At 69.6% G+C, this 16,874-nt stretch carries 17 protein-coding genes; 5 read left to right on the top strand and 12 right to left on the bottom strand.

Features of this window, described 5'->3' with window-relative positions:
* The first annotated feature begins 26 nt into the window (after positions 1 to 26).
* Positions 27 to 4,157, top strand: a complete 4,131-nt coding sequence (locus tag ACWD68_RS11330; RefSeq protein ID WP_451806187.1) for a hypothetical protein — start codon at positions 27 to 29, stop codon at positions 4,155 to 4,157.
* Positions 4,158 to 4,303: 146 nt separating this feature from the next.
* Here the strand turns inward: ACWD68_RS11330 and ACWD68_RS11325 are convergent, their stop codons facing one another.
* The 8 genes from ACWD68_RS11325 to ACWD68_RS11290 form a co-directional block, all read right to left on the bottom strand.
* Positions 4,304 to 6,397, bottom strand: coding sequence for a cell division protein FtsK (locus ACWD68_RS11325; protein WP_451806186.1), 2,094 nt, complete (start codon positions 6,395 to 6,397; stop codon positions 4,304 to 4,306).
* A gap of 86 nt (positions 6,398 to 6,483) precedes the next feature.
* Complete coding sequence (locus ACWD68_RS11320; protein WP_451806185.1) at positions 6,484 to 6,660, bottom strand: hypothetical protein; 177 nt, start codon at positions 6,658 to 6,660, stop codon at positions 6,484 to 6,486.
* Entirely contained in the window at positions 6,660 to 6,818 is a 159-nt protein-coding gene (locus ACWD68_RS11315) for a hypothetical protein (protein WP_451806184.1), read from the bottom strand. Before ACWD68_RS11315 ends, ACWD68_RS11320 begins: the two co-directional genes overlap by 1 nt.
* A 2-nt stretch (positions 6,819 to 6,820) precedes the next feature.
* Positions 6,821 to 7,123: a hypothetical protein gene (locus ACWD68_RS11310; protein WP_451806183.1), complete on the bottom strand. Its 303-nt coding sequence runs from the start codon at positions 7,121 to 7,123 to the stop codon at positions 6,821 to 6,823.
* A complete protein-coding gene (locus ACWD68_RS11305) occupies positions 7,120 to 7,743 on the bottom strand; it encodes a hypothetical protein (RefSeq protein ID WP_451806182.1) in 624 nt (207 codons plus the stop codon). The genes ACWD68_RS11310 and ACWD68_RS11305 overlap by 4 nt, the downstream gene beginning before the upstream one ends.
* A 190-nt stretch (positions 7,744 to 7,933) precedes the next feature.
* The gene (locus tag ACWD68_RS11300) at positions 7,934 to 8,308 is read right to left on the bottom strand and encodes a DUF6907 domain-containing protein (protein ID WP_451806181.1); all 375 of its coding nucleotides are present in this window, start codon (positions 8,306 to 8,308) and stop codon (positions 7,934 to 7,936) included.
* Positions 8,305 to 8,475, bottom strand: a complete 171-nt coding sequence (locus ACWD68_RS11295) for a hypothetical protein (RefSeq protein ID WP_451806180.1) — start codon at positions 8,473 to 8,475, stop codon at positions 8,305 to 8,307. Before ACWD68_RS11295 ends, ACWD68_RS11300 begins: the two co-directional genes overlap by 4 nt.
* Before the next feature lie 115 nt (positions 8,476 to 8,590).
* Positions 8,591 to 8,971, bottom strand: coding sequence for a hypothetical protein (locus ACWD68_RS11290; RefSeq protein WP_451806179.1), 381 nt, complete (start codon positions 8,969 to 8,971; stop codon positions 8,591 to 8,593).
* A 184-nt stretch (positions 8,972 to 9,155) separates the two neighbouring features.
* On the opposite strand from ACWD68_RS11290, the gene ACWD68_RS11285 reads away from it, so the two are divergent.
* The 3 genes from ACWD68_RS11285 to ACWD68_RS11275 all read left to right on the top strand — a co-directional run bounded on the left by ACWD68_RS11285 (position 9,156) and on the right by ACWD68_RS11275 (position 12,221).
* Positions 9,156 to 10,121 carry an N-acetylmuramoyl-L-alanine amidase gene (locus ACWD68_RS11285; RefSeq protein ID WP_451806178.1) on the top strand — a complete coding sequence of 322 codons (966 nt, stop codon included), beginning with the start codon at positions 9,156 to 9,158 and terminating at the stop codon, positions 10,119 to 10,121.
* Positions 10,122 to 10,294: 173 nt separating this feature from the next.
* On the top strand, positions 10,295 to 11,095 hold the full coding sequence (locus tag ACWD68_RS11280; RefSeq protein ID WP_451806177.1) for a hypothetical protein: 801 nt from the start codon (positions 10,295 to 10,297) through the stop codon (positions 11,093 to 11,095).
* A gap of 115 nt (positions 11,096 to 11,210) precedes the next feature.
* Positions 11,211 to 12,221, top strand: coding sequence for an LLM class F420-dependent oxidoreductase (locus tag ACWD68_RS11275; protein ID WP_451806176.1), 1,011 nt, complete (start codon positions 11,211 to 11,213; stop codon positions 12,219 to 12,221).
* Positions 12,222 to 12,267: 46 nt separating this feature from the next.
* On the opposite strand, the gene ACWD68_RS11270 is transcribed toward ACWD68_RS11275, so the two are convergent.
* Positions 12,268 to 12,831 (bottom strand): hypothetical protein, encoded by a 564-nt coding sequence (locus tag ACWD68_RS11270; RefSeq protein ID WP_451806175.1) that lies wholly within the window; start codon positions 12,829 to 12,831, stop codon positions 12,268 to 12,270.
* Between the two features lie 161 nt (positions 12,832 to 12,992).
* Here ACWD68_RS11270 and ACWD68_RS11265 point away from each other — a divergent pair, with 161 nt between their 5' ends.
* Positions 12,993 to 13,286, top strand: a complete 294-nt coding sequence (locus ACWD68_RS11265; protein WP_451806174.1) for a hypothetical protein — start codon at positions 12,993 to 12,995, stop codon at positions 13,284 to 13,286.
* Between the two features lie 139 nt (positions 13,287 to 13,425).
* Here the strand turns inward: ACWD68_RS11265 and ACWD68_RS11260 are convergent, their stop codons facing one another.
* The 3 genes from ACWD68_RS11260 to ACWD68_RS11250 are packed head-to-tail and all read right to left on the bottom strand — an operon-like array spanning position 13,426 to position 16,744.
* On the bottom strand, positions 13,426 to 14,505 hold the full coding sequence (locus tag ACWD68_RS11260; RefSeq protein WP_451806173.1) for a prenyltransferase: 1,080 nt from the start codon (positions 14,503 to 14,505) through the stop codon (positions 13,426 to 13,428).
* The gene (locus ACWD68_RS11255) at positions 14,502 to 15,275 is read right to left on the bottom strand and encodes a class I SAM-dependent methyltransferase (RefSeq protein WP_451806172.1); all 774 of its coding nucleotides are present in this window, start codon (positions 15,273 to 15,275) and stop codon (positions 14,502 to 14,504) included. Before ACWD68_RS11255 ends, ACWD68_RS11260 begins: the two co-directional genes overlap by 4 nt.
* Positions 15,269 to 16,744: a glycosyltransferase family 4 protein gene (locus ACWD68_RS11250; RefSeq protein WP_451806171.1), complete on the bottom strand. Its 1,476-nt coding sequence runs from the start codon at positions 16,742 to 16,744 to the stop codon at positions 15,269 to 15,271. The genes ACWD68_RS11255 and ACWD68_RS11250 overlap by 7 nt, the downstream gene beginning before the upstream one ends.
* Positions 16,745 to 16,874 lie beyond the last annotated feature (130 nt).

The raw sequence follows: 16,874 nt of genomic DNA, 5'->3' as shown, positions 1-16,874 counted from the left end.
CGCCGCGCCTGCCTAGGAGGGCAGCGGTGCCAGCTATCTCTGTCGGCTCTGTTGAAGTCGACGTCATTCCCAATGCGACCGGTGTTCGTGCCCGGTTGCAGCAGCAGCTACTTCCGGCCGCGAACTCGGTGGGTGACGAGGTCGGCCGTGTCATTGGCCGGTACGTCATGTCGCATGTGGCGTCCGGTCTGGTGCAGGGCATCACGACGGGTGGCCGTCAGGGCCAGGCCGCGGCTGTCCGTCAGGGTTCGTCGACGGGGTCGACGTTCGCCCGTAGCTTCAAGACCCGGGTCGAGGCAGCGCTAGCCGATCTTCCCGAGGTCCGCCTGCACGCCAACAGCTCGGATGCCGAGCGCGAGATCTATCAGATCCGGGCGCAGCTCACTGCGCTCCGGGATGTCCGCATCGGGATTGATGTCTCGTCGGCGGACGCGAACGCGGCCATCGCCACCATGCAGGAGCGTCTGGCCCGGCTGTCTGCCTCGGATGCGGACGTGGCAGTCCGGGTGGACGCCGGAGCGGCTGCCGCGCAGCTGGCCGCGTTCCAGGCTGAAGTAAGCCGACTCGACGGCCAGGACGTCGACATCGACGTCGACACGCACACGGCAGCCGCGAACTTCAACCTGCTCACCACGGCGGCGCTGGCGTTCGGACCGGCGATCCTCCCGGTCCTTCCGGTCGTCGCCGCGGGTCTGGGTGCGATTGCTGCGGCCGGGGTTGCGGCCGGCGCTGGGCTGGGTGCGCTCGGCTTGGTCGCCGTTCCCGCGTTCAAGCAGATCGGGTCAGCTCTGCAGGCGCAGAAGGCTGCACAGGATGCGGCGACGCAGTCGACGAACAGCGGTGCGCAGGCTGCCTCTCAGGCGGCGTCGAAGGCGAACCAGTTGGCGTCGGCTCAGGCTGCGGTCGCTGCGGCGGAACGCAACGGGGCCCGGCAGATCGCGCAGGCTCAGGCTCAGGTCGCTTCGGCCCGTAAGAACGTGGGCACGGTGACCGCTCAGGCGGCCGTGAGGGCTCAGCAGGCGGCCCGGCAGGTACAGGACGCCGAACGGGCTCTCGCGGACGCTCAGAAGACCGCAGCGCAGGTTCAGCGGGATCTGACGGATGCCCGTCGTGCTGCGGCCGTGGAGCTCGAGGACCTGAACAACCGGCTCGCCGACTCGGTGCTCTCTCAGCGGGATGCGGAGATCGCGCTCAAGGAGGCGACGGCCGCCCGGGACGCGGTGCTGAAGTCGGCGACCGCGACCGAGCTGGACAAGCAGAAGGCGATCCTTCAGTACGACCAGGCGGTCCAGCGGCTGAAGGAGCAGACGACCGAGACGGGCCGTCTGAAGGAGCAGACCGAGTCGGCGAACAAGGCCGGCGTCGAGGGCTCGACCACGGTCAAGAACGCTCAGGATCAGGTGGCGCAGGCTCAGAAGAAGGTCGCCGATCAGACGCGGACGCTGAAGGATGCGCAGGCCGACCAGGCCCGTACCGCCACGCAGAACGCGTCGGATATCGCGGGTGCCCAGGAGCGGGTGGCGGAGGCGCAGCGCGGTGTGGGCGAGGCGCAGGTGCAGGCGGCTGAGTCTGCTGCTTCGGCTCAGCGGCAGCTGGCTCAGGCGCAGCAGCAGTCGGTGGGTGGAGTCGACCAGGCCGCGGCTGCGCAGGCCCGCTATCAGGCGGAGTTGGCGAAGCTGTCGCCGGCCGCCCGGGGCACGATGAACGCCTACCTCGACCTGCGGAAGGCTTTCGGCGCCTGGTCGAAGTCTCTGCAGCCCGCGGTGATGCCCATCTTCACCCGGGCCCTGAACGCGATGAAGAACGCGCTGCCCGGTCTTACCCCGCTGGTCCACGGGGCTGCGGACGCGATCAAAGAGCTGATGGACCGGGCCGGGGCGGAGTTCAAGAAGCCGTTCTGGAAGGACTTCAAGACGGATCTCGACCAGTCCGTGAAGCCCGCGATCATCGGTCTCGGCGTCGCCTTCGGGAACGTCTTCAAGGGCATGGCGGGCATCGTCGGCGCCTTCCTGCCGCACATGGATGGCATCTCCGATCGCATGCAGAAGGTCACGGGGAAGTTCGCGGACTGGGGTGCCAGCCTGAAGGGTTCCCCGGAGTTCGAGCGGTTCCTCGGCTACGCCTCCGACAAGGCTCCGCTGATCTGGGATGCGTTGAAGCACATCGCCGGCGCGCTGCTGTCGGTCGCCACGGCCGCCGCACCTTTGTCGGGTCCGGTGCTCCAGGCGATCAGTCTGATCGCGCAGGGCGTGCAGTGGATCGCCGACAACGCGCCGTGGGTGGTGCTGGGCATCTACGGGATCGTCACGGCCATGGGAGCCTGGCGGCTGGCCACAATCATCTGGACGGGCGTCACGTGGCTCGCCACTGCGGCAATGGCGGCCTTCAACCTGATCTCCATGGCGGGTCCGTGGGGTTGGATCGCCCTCGCCATCGCCGGTGTCGCGCTCGCCATCTTCCTGTTGTGGAAGAAGTGCGACTGGTTCCGTGAGGCGGTCCAGACGGTCTGGGATGCGATCAAGGGGGCCGGGCAGGCGGTCGCCGACTGGTTCTCCGGCCCGTTCGTCGACTTCTTCACGAAGACGATCCCGGGCGCGTTCCACACGACGCTCGACTGGGTGAAGACCCACTGGCCTTGGATCCTCGGAGCGCTCACGGGACCGATCGGCCTGGCGACGGTGTACATCATCAAGCACTGGGATCAGATCAAGGACGGCATCGCCGGAGCCTGGGGTGCGATCAAGCGCAACGTCCTCTCGCCGATCGGAACGTTCTTCACAAAGACGATCCCCGGCTGGGGCAACACCGTCCGCGACAAGATGATCGGCGCCTTCGATGCGGCCCGTAAGGGCATCAAGACGGCCTGGGACAAGCTGAAGGCGATCGCGAAGGCGCCTATCCAGTACGTGGTCGACATCGTCTACAACAAGGGCATCGTCGGTGTCTGGAACAAGGTGGCGACCGCGTTCGGTGCGGACCCACTGCAGGAGTTCCACTTCGCGTCCGGTGGCGTCATGCCCGGCTACACGCCCGGCCGGGACGTTCACCGGTTCGTCTCCCCGACCGGTGGCGCTCTGGAGCTGTCGGGTGGCGAGGCCATCATGCGGCCCGAGTTCACCCGGGCGGTCGGGTCCGGGTTCGTGGGTGCGATGAACAGCATCGCCAAGTCCCGTGGCGCGCAGGGTGTGAAGGCGGCGCTCGCCCCCGTCTTCGGCGGTAGCGCGCCGATGGGGACGGACACGACGCTGCGGTACGCGGACGGCGGCATCTTCGGGTGGATCGGCTCGGCCGCGAACAAGGTGGCAGGTGCCGGCTCCGCTGCATGGAACGGCATCAAGGCCGGTGCGTCATGGCTGGCCGACACGCTCGAGGCGTCGGCCAGGGCGGGCGTCCGGAACGTCGTCGACCCGCTGCTGAAGAACTTCCCCGGCATGGACACGCTGTTCGGGAAGGCGATCCGACACATCCCGACGAAGATCATCGACACGCTGTTCGGCTACAGCAAGAGCGCGGACAAGAAGGGTGGGGGCGGACTCGGTGGTCCGCGGATCGCGGCTGCTCTCAAGTGGGCCAAGACGCAGGACGGCAAGAAGTACCAGTGGGCAGGTAACGGCAACCCCTCGTGGGACTGCAGCGGCTTCATGTCGGCGATCGAGTCCGTCATCCGAGGCCAGAAGCCACACCGCAGGTGGGCGACTGGAGCGTTCTCGGGGAAGACGGCGCCTGCCGGCTGGGTGTACCACGGCAACTCGCCGTTCAAGATCGGCATTACGAATGCCGGTGTCGGACACACGGCGGGCACGCTGGGCAAAACCAACGTCGAATCGCGAGGCGGCGCCGGTGTCATCGTCGGCTCCGGAGCCCGCGGCTACCACGACAAGCTGTTCCGTAGCTGGTACGGCTTCAAGCCCGGCAGCTACGACAGCGGCGGCTACCTGCAGCCCGGCATGAACCTCGCCTACAACGGGACCGGACGCCCGGAACCCGTCTTCACCACGGGGCAGGCGCAGGCGCTCACGTCGATGGCATCCCGGCCCCAGGAGCAGCAGCCGGTCATCGTCGAGCTGCACCCGAAGGCCGGCACCATCGGCGACTTCATCGACGTGCGGATCCGCGACCACGACGCGGCCCTGATCTCGGTGCTCAACGCGAGCTAGGGAGGGAAGCACGAAAGGGGAGCCCGGAGGCCCATATACGGGCTCCCGGGCTCCCCTGGAAGGTGCCTCCCTCGCCTCCCTCGATGACCGTTTGTGCAGGTCACCTTGAGGGAGGCAGGGCAGGGAGGCGGTGAGGGAGAACTCCCTCAGTCTTCGGCGCCTCCCTCGTCGTCGATGTCGTCGTCGCGGGCCGCGATCGCGTCGAGGATGCGGTCGAGAGAGACGTGCATCTTGCCGCCGTTGGTCTTGTACTCGCCGTGTCCCGCGTCGTCGAGGACGCGCTTCAGATCGCGGGGCGACCAGTTGCCGTACTCGACCGGGTTCCGGTCTTTCAGCCCGTGCAGCACGTCGAGGGTGAGCATCCTCGGATCGTGGCCGAGGACGGCTGCGATGTCGGCGAGGTGGTCGACGGGGACGAACGCGGGGGCGGCGTCCGCCGGCCGACCCTCGTACAGGGCCATGGCCCGCTCGACTACCGGCGTCACCTCGTCGACGCCTGCCTCCTTCCGCACGTAGTAGGAGCGGATCAGTCCGGGCGTCTTCCCGAAGCCCGCGGCCATGGCGGTGCCGACGTCTTCACCTGCGACGAGGGTTGTCGCCGAGTACCCGTTCTTGTGCATGCCAGTGCCGAGGATCGCGTCGTTGCCCTGGTGGTCGTTGATCGCGAACGCGACCCGGTGGGACACGGTCTTGGAGATGCCGCGCGGCAGGCTGGCCGCATCGGCATCCGGGGTGATCCACAGCAGCGCGATGGCCGTCTTCCTGGCCTTCTTGGTGACCTTCAACGCCAGTTCCTTAGCCTCCTTGCCGTACTCCTTGTGCGAGAACAGTTCGTGGACCTCGTCGAACACGACGAGCCGCGGGCGCATGGACGGGTCGCGTTCCGCCATCTCGCGCGTGACCTTGGTGTCTGTGCCGATGCGTTCCAGTTCCTGCCCGCGACGGGACACCTCGCCGGCCAGGGCGCGCAGCGTGTCCATGGCCGCAACGACATGCTCGTCGTCGTCGCCCTTGACCAGAGTCCGCAGCCGGGGCCGCATCGGGTCGTAGTCGCTGTTGTACGCCAGGACGTGAACGTCGATCTCGACCAGCGGGTCGAGCATCGCGCCAAGAAGCAGGGCGACGACCAGCGACGACTTGCCCGAACCCATGATTCCGGCGATCAGGTAGTTGGCTGCCATCAGCCGCGCGATGACCTGCTCCCCGCGGGCGTTGAGAGCGACGGGCACGCCCCTGAAGAAGTCGGTGGTTCCCTCTGTCAGGAGCGGCCAGGGCGGTACCGGCTTGGTGAGGACGCCGGGGTCGGCGACCCACAGGTCCAGCACGCCGGCCTGGTCGCGCGGCTCGGTCGGCCACACCTCGATCGGCTTGCGCATCAGGTTGTGCGCGAGGATCTGCTTCTTGTCGGCGATCATCTCGACGGGCACGCCCTCCGGCAGCTGCAGCTGTGCGTGCCAGCCGTTCCCGGACCGGGTGGACGGCTGCACCCAGCGGGGCTTCCACCCCTCCTTGATGGAGGCGTTCAGCGGGGCGATGCCGAGCTTGCCAAGCGCCCGCATGATGGCGTTTTCATCCGGCACGACGTCCCGCTCGTCGCCGTCGACGGGCAGCGCCCATGCCGGGGCGGCCTGGCGGTTGCGGCCGACAGCCCAGACTCCGGCGAGGGCGAGGAACGGCAGCGACGTCAGGAGCGGATCCCAGATGACGCCGGCGAGGAACGCGACCCAGCCGATCAGGCCGACGACGGCGTGCAGCGGAACGAGGACGTCGTGCGCATCATGGTTGGCCCAGGCCAGCAGGATGCCGAGCAGTAGCAGGACGCCCGCCCCGCCAACGGTGCCCATGGCGATGGCCTTCGGGGCGTTGATGGCCAGCTGCAGCAGCTCCATCCGCCGGCGGTGCCGGGACTGCCTAAAGATGTAGGCGCGCTGCTCCCAGTCGCGGGCGACGTCTTCCTGCCCGGCGATCTCGGCGGCCCGCATGAACCGTTCGTGCCGTGCGGTCGTCCTCGAGTCCCAGGTACGGCGGGCGAGTACGCGGGTGCCACCGAGTACGTAGGCGCCGTGCCGGACGGTGAACCGGTACGTGGGGCTCTTGCGAGTGTCGACGAAAACGCGGCGCAGGGAGTCGATGCGTACCCGTCGGCGAGTACGGGTCTCCTTGCTCACGGGTACGGCGAGTACATCGGGTACGGGCGTACTCGGCGCCTCGACTTTCGCGGGTACGTGAAGATCCGTCATGCTGGTCTCTCCGGTTGCTCGATGGGTGATCGGCAGACACGGGGCGGCCGGTGTACCTGTGCCGGGTACGGCCGCCCCGTGGGTACCTACTTCTTGCCGCGCTTGTCCTCGCGCTTCTGGGCTTCCTCGCGGATCCGCTCGACGCGGTTCTCCAGCCGCTTGGTGGGCTTGCCGCGGGCCTCCCTGCGGGTGATCCGGGCGCCGAGCGCCACCACCTTCAGCAGCTCTCCGACGGTGTGCGGGTCTTTGCCGGTGGCAGCCATCAGCGGTCCCCCTGCTTCGCCTGGTGGTTACGGCCGGCCGCCTCGGCGGCGCCCCGGCTGAGCAGGCCGTACACGTAGGCTCCGCAGCTGCAGCGGTAGTTGTACGTGTAGCGGCCGTTCCCGCGGTGCTCGGGCTCGATGCTGGTCTGGTGCCTCATGGTCATCGTCCTTTCTGGATGTCGCGGTACAGGGATCGAAGGATGAGCAGGCAGGCGGTGGCGCAGCACGCGCCGATGGCGATGGCCACGGCGAACAGGGCGCCGACCAGGCCGACGGAGACGACGACCCCGCCGATGACGAGCCACTTCTTCGCGTCGAACTCGGAGCGGGCCGGCTGCGGGGCGGGCGCCTGCTGCTGGGTGGCCTGCTGCACGGCGAGGATCGCGGCGATCGTCCGCACCAACTCGGTGTTGTCGGCGGCGGCGACGGCTTCCTGAGCCGCCTTCTCCAGTGGCGTACTCACGCCAGCTCTCCTTCGAGTACGGCACGAATACGCTTCGCACGGGCCTGCCCGATCCCGTACCTGTCCTTGAGATCGCGGTAGGTCGGGATCTGGCCGTGGAAGTCCGTGCGGACATTGGCGAGAAGGTCGTCGTCGCTGTCGGGTACATCGACGGATACGCGAGTACGCGGCTCCTCGGCGGCGAGTACGACGCCTTCGAGCGCAGGGGGCGTCTCGGGTACGCGCTCGACCGTGGGCGTCGGAACCTCTTGGATAACATCCAAGAGGTCGGCTTCGGCGGGCGCCTGGTCGTCGTCGCGGGCGAGGGCGTGGGTACGCCAGATCGCCACGGGTACGAGCAGCGACACGATGACGACGAGCCAGCCGTTCACCTTCATCACGTGCGAGTCGAGTAGGTGCGCCGACACCTGCGCCGCCCCCATGAGGAGCAGCGACAGCGTGATGTCGAACGACCGGAACCGCTTCAGTGCGGCGACCGCGTAGGCGTCGATGGCGACCGGCAGCATGACCGCTACCGGCTCCATCGCGCCCATCTTCCGGGCGAGGCTGTACTCGGCGGTCGCGGTGAAGACGACGCCCGCGGCGAGCGACGTATGGGCAAGCAGCTTCGGAGTGTTCATTCGCCCACCTCCGGGGCGGCGGCCCGCACCACACGGTGCGCGGCCAGGCAGACGCCCTCCCGGTCGCCCCGCTCGTTCGCATCGAGCAGGGCAGCCATCAGGGCAGGTACAGGGGGAAGGGGCCGCGCCGACCGGTCGACCGCACGAAGCGCGGCGTGCTCCGTCGGACGAGAGATCGGCCACCTGGTCGTCACGGCTGGACCTCCCGCAGGCGCTTCGCCTCGACGGACATGTAGGCGAGGATCCGCACGACGGAGCGGAGTCCCTCGAGCAGCTCGGGGATGTCCTCGACGGTGAAGTCCTGCTTGCAGTCCAAGACGACCGAGATGACCGGGTGCGGCTCCGGGACCTGCTCCCGGTACGGGGCGTGCGACAGGTGCGCCTGCATCAGCTGCACGGTGCCGAGCCGGTCGATAGTCGCCGCGGCCCGCACCGGGCGGGCGTTGTGGGTGATGTCGGCGAAGAACTGCGGCAGCTCGCCCTCGTGGCCGCGGCACCAGCCGGGCTCGGGAACGACGACCAGGCCGCGATCGAGGGTGGCCAGCGTGACCGTGCGGGCGCTCACTTCTCGGCCCCCGTCTGGTCGATGACCCTGATGGCGGCGCGCATCGTGGCGCGGAGCTCACCGATCCGGCCGGCCAAGTCACGGACGTAGGTGGTGGGCTGGCCGGGCTCGCCCAGGGCCTCCGTGAGGAGACCCCGGACCAGGGCCAGCGCTTCGCGCTCGTTCACGCAGACCGCCCCCGACGCCGGGACTTGGTGGTGATCCGACGGGCCGCCTTCTTGGGCAGCAGCTCCAGCGGCGTGCGGAGGCGGGCCGTGTCGACGTTCCTGTTACGGCGCGGCATCAGACAGCCTCCCCACGGACCCGGCGGAGCGCCTCGTCGGCCTGGGAGCGGTGAGGCTTCGGGTTGACCTGGTGGGGCTCGCCGTCCTTGTCGAAGACGGAGACGCGGTACGGGTCGGGCAGGTCCGGGAGGTCGACGCCGAGCGCGGTGCCGAGCATGGCCCGAACGGTGATCTCCCGCTCCGCTCGGGGACGGGCCGGCGGCGAGGCCAGCAGCAGCCGGCCGGACTTCCCGACCGTCATGTAGCCGGTGAACGTCGGGTCGTCGATCGTGCGCGTCTCGACTTCCTCGACGCCGAACTCGGCGAGCAGCGAGTCGAGCGGTGCGTCCATCAGGTGATCGACGGACGGCTTGACGGGGGGCGATACGGTGATGCCCATGTCTGACTCCTTGGTCTGAAGGGTCGGATCTAGGCGCCTGCCGGTGTTCCCGCACCGGTAGTGCGCCGTATCACGCGTGTCTCACAAGCTGTGTGCGCGTGATGCGATTCGTCGCCTCTGACCTGGGATTTCAGCTTCCGGTGATTCCCGATGCACACCATGGACAGCCGGTATGGTGGCAGACGTGTCGTACGTAGGCCCTGACTTCGATCCGCCCCAGCCGCGCCGTTCCCGGCGCGGACCTCTCACCGTCGCGCTCGCCGCGCTCGTACCTGGCGCACTGGCCGGGTGGCTGGTGTGGCAGGCGGTGGGGGACGATTCCGGGGGTGGGTCCGACCGGGCCGTTCCCGGGTCCTCGTCCTCCGCGCCCGGCTCCGCCTCCCCCTCCGCGCGGCCGTCCGCCCCGGCGACGGACGACGGCAGACCGAGCAAGTCGTCGACCCCGGCGCCCTCCTCCTCCGCGCCCGCCGCCTCCGGCTCCCTCAAGGGCAAGGTCGTGGTGATCGATCCGGGGCACAACCCGGGCAACTTCCAGCACGCCTCCGAGATCAACCGCCAGGTGGACATCGGGACGAACTCGAAGGAGTGCGACACCACCGGCACGTCGACCAACGCGGGTTACACGGAAGCCCGGTTCACCCTCGACGTCGCGCACCGGATGCGGACGATCCTCGAAAAGCAGGGCGCCACGGTGAAGTTCACCCAGGACGGCGACCGCTCCTGGGGCCCCTGCGTCGACGAGCGGGCCCGCATCGGCAACTCGGCGCACGCGGACGCGGTCGTCTCCATCCACGCCGACGGATCGGCGGCCGGCAACCGCGGCTTCCACGTGATCCTTCCGGGATCGGTGCACGCGAACGCCGCCGACACCCGCCCGATCGTCGGCTCCTCCCGCGACCTGGGTGAGCGCGTCGCGGGCCTGTTCGTCCGCGAGACGGGCAGCGCGCCCTCCAACTACATCGGCGACGGCACCGGACTGGTGGTCCGAAAGGACCTCGGCGGTCTCAATCTGTCAACGGTTCCGAAGGTGTTCATCGAGTGCGGCAACATGCGCGATACCAATGACGCTGCGCTGCTGACCAGTGGCGCATGGCGGCAGAAGGCAGCACGGGGGATCTCTGAGGGAATCGTGAGTTTCCTGCACGGGTAGTGATCTACGGACCGAACCCGGCGGACACCCGGATCGTACGGACGATAGTGTCCTCCGTACGATAAAGGGCCACCCCCAAGCTTCACACCGAGTCCCGACGGCGACACCATGACGGCGACACGGCCAGCAGCGATGCCTCCATCGACGACGAGACGACTGACGAAGGACCTGAAGTGAATATCCGCTCCCTCACTCGAGGCGACGGCGTGGTGATCGGAGCAGCGGTGTTGCTGTTCATCGCGTCGTTCCTCAAGCTCTACTCCATTTCTGGGTACAACTACGACGCGACCGCCTGGGACAGCCTCGGTGAAGGCCTCGGCATCTACATGGGTGGGGTCATCGGCGCCGCTCTGATCGTCATCAACCGCTGCCTGCCGCAGCCGCGCAAGGTCGCCGGGCTCGACCTGGGCACGGTCGGCGTGGCCTTCACCGTGCTCGTCGCCTGGACCATGTTCTGGTCGCTCGTGGACGTCCCGGACAGTGCCGACGCCGCCGCCGGAACCATCATCGGCTTCATCTCGGCCCTCGTCCTGGCCGGTGCCGCCGTGGCCACCCCGCTCGTGCCCGCGCTGAAGGGCGCCCTCGTCGGCGCCCCGACGCCGCACGCCCCGCAGCCCTACGGCGGTCAGCCGCAGGGTGGTTACGGGTACCCGGGTGCCTCGCAGCCGGGTCAGCCCGGTCAGCCGCCCTACGGCGCTCAGCCGCCGCAGCAGGGGCAGCCGTTCGGCGGACAGCCGAGCCAGCCGTCGGCCCCGCAGACGCAGCAGCCCGCCCAGGACTTCTCGCCGTTCTGGTTCGCCGTTCCGGTGGCGCGACCGCTGTTCTCGGAGGACGGCGCGCAGACGCCGATCGCCGAACTGGCGCCGGGCACCTGGTACCTGGCCGTCGAGCAGCGCGCCGGGACCCTGGTGGCGCAGACGCAGGACGGCCGTCGTGGCGTGCTGCAGGACACCTCGGGGATCCAGCGCGGCTGACCCCGCTCATCGCCGTGGCAACGGCCCCTCGCCCTTTCCGGCGGGGGGCCGTTGTCGTACAGTCGCAGCACCCCAAGAACTGACGGACCGTCAGGAATCTGCTTCTGGAGGCGACATGCGGCTCGGTCTCGCGCTCGGCTACTGGGGGCGCGGCCCCTCGGCGGACCATGTGCCCCTCGCCCAGGAGGCGGAGCGGCTCGGCTACCACTCCGTGTGGACCGCCGAGTCGTGGGGCTCGGACGCGTTCACCCCGCTCACCTGGATCGCCGCGCACACCGAGCGCATCCGGCTCGGCACGGCCATCGCGCAGATGGCCGCCCGCTCGCCCACCACCACCGCGATGCACGCGCTCACCCTCGACCATCTCTCCGGCGGGCGCATGATGCTCGGCCTCGGTCTGTCGGGACCTCAGGTCGTCGAGGGCTGGTACGGGCGGCCGTTCCCCAAGTCGCCGCTGACCGCGACCCGGGAGTACGTCGATGTCGTACGCCAGGTCCTCAGGCGCGAGGGGCCGGTCGAGCTGGACGGACGCTTCCACTCCCACCCGTACCGGGGCTCCGACGGCACGGGACTCGGCAAGGCGCTGAAGCCGATCACCCATCCGCTCCGGGCCCAACTGCCCGTCCTGCTCGGTGCCGAGGGCCCGAAGAACATCGCGCAGACGACCCGGATCGCGGACGGCTGGCTGCCGCTGTACTGGTCGCCGACGCGTCCGCAGGCGTACGAGGCCTCGCTCGCCGATCTGCCCGACGGCTTCCTCGTGGCGCCGATGGCCCGCGCACACGTCTGCGACGACGTCGCCGAAGGACTGCTGCCGGTCAAGGCGATGCTCGGCTTCTACATCGGCGGGATGGGGCACGCGGCCCGCAACTTCCACGCCGACCTGATGGCCCGGATGGGCTTCGAGGAGGAGGCCCGCAGGATCCAGCGGCTGTTCCTGGAAGGGCGTCGCGAGGAAGCCGTTCTGGCCGTGCCGGACGCCTTCGCGGACGAGATCTCGCTCGTCGGACCGCGTGAACGCATCGCCGAGCGCCTGGAGTTGTGGCGCAAAGGCCCGGTGACCGACCTGCTGGTCCTGTCCCCGGACCCGCACACGCTCCGCGTCCTGGCCGAGCTGAACTCCTAGCCGTGGCGGCGTACCGGCCCGGGCCGGGCCGGTACGCCGAACCGTCCTAGCCGCCGCTGAGTTGGGACGCCGACGGCACCTTGTCCTTGACCTCGGCGCCCGCGCTCTTCCCGGCCGCCTTCACCTTGTTGATGATGTCGTCGAAGGAGTTCGCCACGGCGTCGGTGGAGTCGCCCTTACGCAGCTTGGCGGGCAGGTCCTTGAGCGCCTCGATGCCCGCGGTGAGCGGGGCGAGGGCCTTGGAGAGCGTGGGGTCGCCCTGGGCGTTCCTGGTGGCCGCCTTGAGCCGGTTGTACGCGAAGGCGCCCGCGAGGCCGGCCTTGACCAGGGCGAGCCTGCGGCCCTTCGCGTCCTTCTTGAACTTGCCCGCCTTCCAGGGTTTGACGATCCACTGGTAGGTGGCGCCCGCCGCGAGCCCCGCGTTCGCCACGAAGCGGGTCTTGGCGAACTTCTGCTTCTCCGCGGAGCTGGTCGGGGTCGGTGTGGCGGCCGCCTGCACCGTGGTGGCGGTGTCCTGTCCGGTGCCGCCACCACCGCAGGCTGTGGTACCGCCGAGCAGGGCGCAGCAGAGAGTCAGCGCCACCATCAGGCGCCGCATGGGTACGGGCACGGGATCCTCCGGATGAGGGAACGGTTCTCCCCGGTCCGCCGGTTCTCCCCGATCCCGGGGGAACACGGCGCTCCCCGGCAGCCTCGCCCGGCCCCGGCTCCCGTGCCACTCGAGCCGACCCGTTCGGGTTTCATCCAGGATTGACGGGCAACCCGCTGGTCATGTCCCCTCGATATCGCAACGGCTCGAATTCTGCTGGGACGGTCATCGCGATCGTCGCGGATGTAATGGCCGTCATCCTCGGTCTCTGGATTCTGATGTATCTGCTCGATGCCAACCCCGGCAACGATCTCGTGCAGTTCATCCATGACGTGGCAAGCTGGCTCGCCGGCTGGTCGCGTGACCTGTTCACCTTCGACGAGCAGTGGGCGCGTGTCGTCGCCGGCTACGGTCTCGCCGCCGTCGTCTACCTGTTCGTGGGCCACGCCGTCGCCAACCGCATGCACCGGCACTGACGGACCGGAGCAACCCGACCGACCCGCGTGTCCCGACGGACCGAAGCGTGCCGACGGTCCGGAGCCTCCGGACGGCCCGGCGGCTCCGGGCCGTCCGGACGGTTCAGCGGGTCCGGACGGTTCAGCGGGTCCGGACGGTTCAGCGGGTCCGGTCGCAGCAGTCGGGGTCCAGGCCGGTCGGAAGGCGCTCGCCGCCGAAGACCGAGCAGGTGGCCTCGTCGCCGCCCAGGGCGGCGACCGCCAGCAGCAGGGAGCCCGCCGTCCAGGTGGTGAGCTCCTCGGGCCAGATGGCCTGGTCCTCGAAGACGTAACCCGTCCAGTACAGACCGGTCTTCGGATCGCGCAGGTGCTGGATGGACTGGAGGATCTCCAGGGCGCGGTCGGACTCGCCCACCGCCCAGAGGGCGAGGGCGAGTTCGGCCGATTCACCACCGGTCACCCACGGGTTGGGAATCACGCAGCGCACCCCGAACCCGGGCACCACGAAGCGGTCCCAGCCCTCTTCGATACGGGACTTGGCCTCGGCGCCCGTCAACGCGCCGCCGAGTACCGGGTAGTACCAGTCCATGGAGTAGCGGTCCTTGTCCAGGAACCGCTCCGGGTGGCGCCGGATCGCGTGCCGCAGCGCTCCGGTCGCCAGCTCCCAGTCGGGCTGCGGCTCTTCGCGCTGCTCGGCGATGGCGAGCGCGCAGCGCAGCGCGTGATAGACCGACGAACTCCCGGTCAGCAGCGCGTCCTCGACCGCGGTCCCGTCGTCCTCGCGCTTCCAGCCGATCTGCCCGCCGGGCTGCTGGAGCCGCAGCACGAACTCGACGGCCGCGTAGACGGCGGGCCACAGGCGGTCCAGGAACACGTCGTCGCCGGTCGCCAGGTAGTGGTGCCAGACGCCCACCGCGATGTACGCGCAGAAGTTGGTCTCCCGGCCGCGGTCGGTGACGTCCTCGAAGTCCCCGTCGGCGTACGCCGCGTACCAGGATCCGTCCGCGTTCTGATGCCGTGCCAGCCACGCGTAGGCGCGCTCGGCCGCCTCGTGCTCCCCGGCCGCGTCGAGCGCCATGGCGGCCTCGGTGTGGTCCCACGGGTCGAGGTGGTGGCCGCGGAACCAGGGGATGGCTCCGTCGGGGCGCTGCACCGCGAGGATCCCGCGCACGGTGGCGGCGGCCTCCTCGTCGGTGAGAACCCCGGGCAGGACGAGGTGTTCTGTCCGGGGAGTGGTCACGTGGCGTCCGCCTCGGAGACGGTCGTCCCGGCAGCGGTCGCCTCGGCGAGCTTCGGCAGGTGCGGCTTGGTCGCGTACGCCACGAAGCTCTTGCCGATCAGCGGGTTGAGCGCCTGCTCGACGACCCGGGTGGCCAGCGGCTTCTTCATGATGTCCCAGACCAGCAGCTTGTGGTACGCCCGCACGGGCAGCGCCTTGTCGTTGTCGACGCCGAACGCGCACTTCAGCCACCAGTACGGCGAGTGCAGCGCGTGGGCGTGGTGGGAGCCGTAGGGCCGCAGACCGGCCTCGCGGATCTTCCCGAGCAGTTCGTCCGCCTTGTAGATGCGGATGTGGCCGCCCTCGACCTCGTGGTACGCGTCGGACAGCGTCCAGCAGACCTTCTCCGGCCCGTAGCGCGGCACGGTGATGGCGATACGGCCGCCCGGCTTGAGCACACGGACCATCTCGGCGAGAACGCCCTTGTCGTCCGGGATGTGCTCCATGACCTCGGAGATGATCACGACGTCGAAGGACTCGTCGGGGAAGGGCAGCGCGAGCGCGTCGCCCTCCATGGCCGTCGCGGTGGCACCGGCGGGCGCCTCCCCGGCCTCCTTCATCGCCGCGAACCACTTCGCGACCTCGCGGATCTCCTCGCCGTTCTGGTCCAGCGCCACGACCTGCGCACCGCGCCGGTAGCACTCGAACGCGTGCCGGCCGGCACCGCATCCGAGGTCCAGAACGCGGTCGCCCGGGGCGAGCGGGAACCGGGAGAAGTCGACGGTCAGCACGTGGCCCTGCTTTCGCGGTTGGCTGCAACTAGTTCTTCGGCGACGGGAGTCCTGTCCGCTGCCTCGGAGCGGTCGGGGCCCGGGGCCGCCGAGTGTTCGGGGCCGGGCGTGGTGCCGCGCCCGGCCGTGCCCGCGGCGGGGGCCGCCCTCCGCGAGCGGGACGGGGACGCGGGCAGGGCCATGGCCTCGCGGTAGTGAGCCACCGTGCCCTCGGCCGCCTTGGCCCAGGTGAAGCGCGCGAGGACGCGTTCGCGCCCGGCCGAGCCGAGCCGCGCCCGCAGTCCCGGGTCACCGAGGAGCCGGCTCAGGGCCACCGCCAGCGCCCCCGAGTCGCCCGGCGGGACCGCCAGGCAGGTCTCGCCGTCGGCGCCCGCGACCTCCGGGATCGCTCCGCCGGTGGTGGCCACCAGCGGCGTCCCCGTGGCCATCGCCTCGGCGGCGGGCAGCGAGAAGCCCTCGTACAGGGAGGGCACGCAGGCGACCTCGGCCGAGCGGACGAGGTCCACGAGTTCGGCGTCGGAGATGCCCTTGACGAACTCGACGGCGCCGTCGAGGCCGTACCGCTCGATGGCCTGGGCGACCGGTCCGTCCTCGGCGCGCCTGCCGACGACGACGAGGTGCGCGCCGGGGTGTTCGGTGCGCACCTTCGCGAGCGCCTCGACCAGGAACACCAGGCCCTTGAGCGGCACGTCCGCGCTGGACGTGGTGACGATCCGGCCCGGCACCTGGCGCACGGACGGATCCGGCGAGAAGAGGTCGGTGTCCGCGCCGATGTGGACGACGTGGATGCGGTCCTGCTCGACCCGCAGATGCTCGACGATCTCCTGGCGGGAGGTGCCGGAGACGGTGAGCACGGACGGCAGACGGCGCGCGACGCGCTTCTGCATGCGGGTGAACGCGTACCAGCGGCGGACGGACGCGCGGCGCTGCCAGCCCTCGGCGGCGTCCAGTTCCAGCTGCCGGTCGACGGTGATGGGGTGGTGGATGGTGGTCACCAGCGGGGCGCCGACATCACCCAACAGGCCGTATCCGAGCGTCTGGTTGTCATGGATGACGTCGAACTCACCGCTCCGGGCCCGCAGATGGCGGCGGGCGCGCAGCGAGAAGGTCAGCGGCTCGGGGAAGCCGCCGGTCCACATGGTGCCGACCTCGAGGGCGTCGATCCAGTCCCGGTACTCGTCGCGCCCGGGGGTGCGAAAGGGGTCGGGCTGGCGGTACAGGTCGAGGCTGGGCAGCTCGGTGAGGCTCAGCTCGGGAAGGCCCTCGTCGAGCACGGGGTAGGGCTGGGAGCCGATGACCTCGACGCGGTGACCGAGTCGGGCGAGTTCGCGCGAGAGGTGCCGTACGTACACACCTTGGCCGCCGCAGAACGGGTTGCCCTTGTAGGTGAGGAGCGCGATGCGCAGGGGTCCGTCCCCGTCGGCAGCCGTGCCCTTCCCGGGGCCCGTCTCCATGGCCTCAGCGGTCACTTCCGGTCCCCTTCTCCCTGCACTTTCCCGCGAGATTACGCCGGGACGCTAATCTAGAACAAGTTTCAGACTTGATCGTTCAAGGAGCATTGAATCTACCGGCAGGTAGCGCCACTGTGAGCGGTGGATC

The sequence above is a fragment of the Streptomyces sp. NPDC005141 genome, from assembly GCF_053599975.1.
This window is presented reverse-complemented; position numbering and strand designations above follow the sequence as displayed.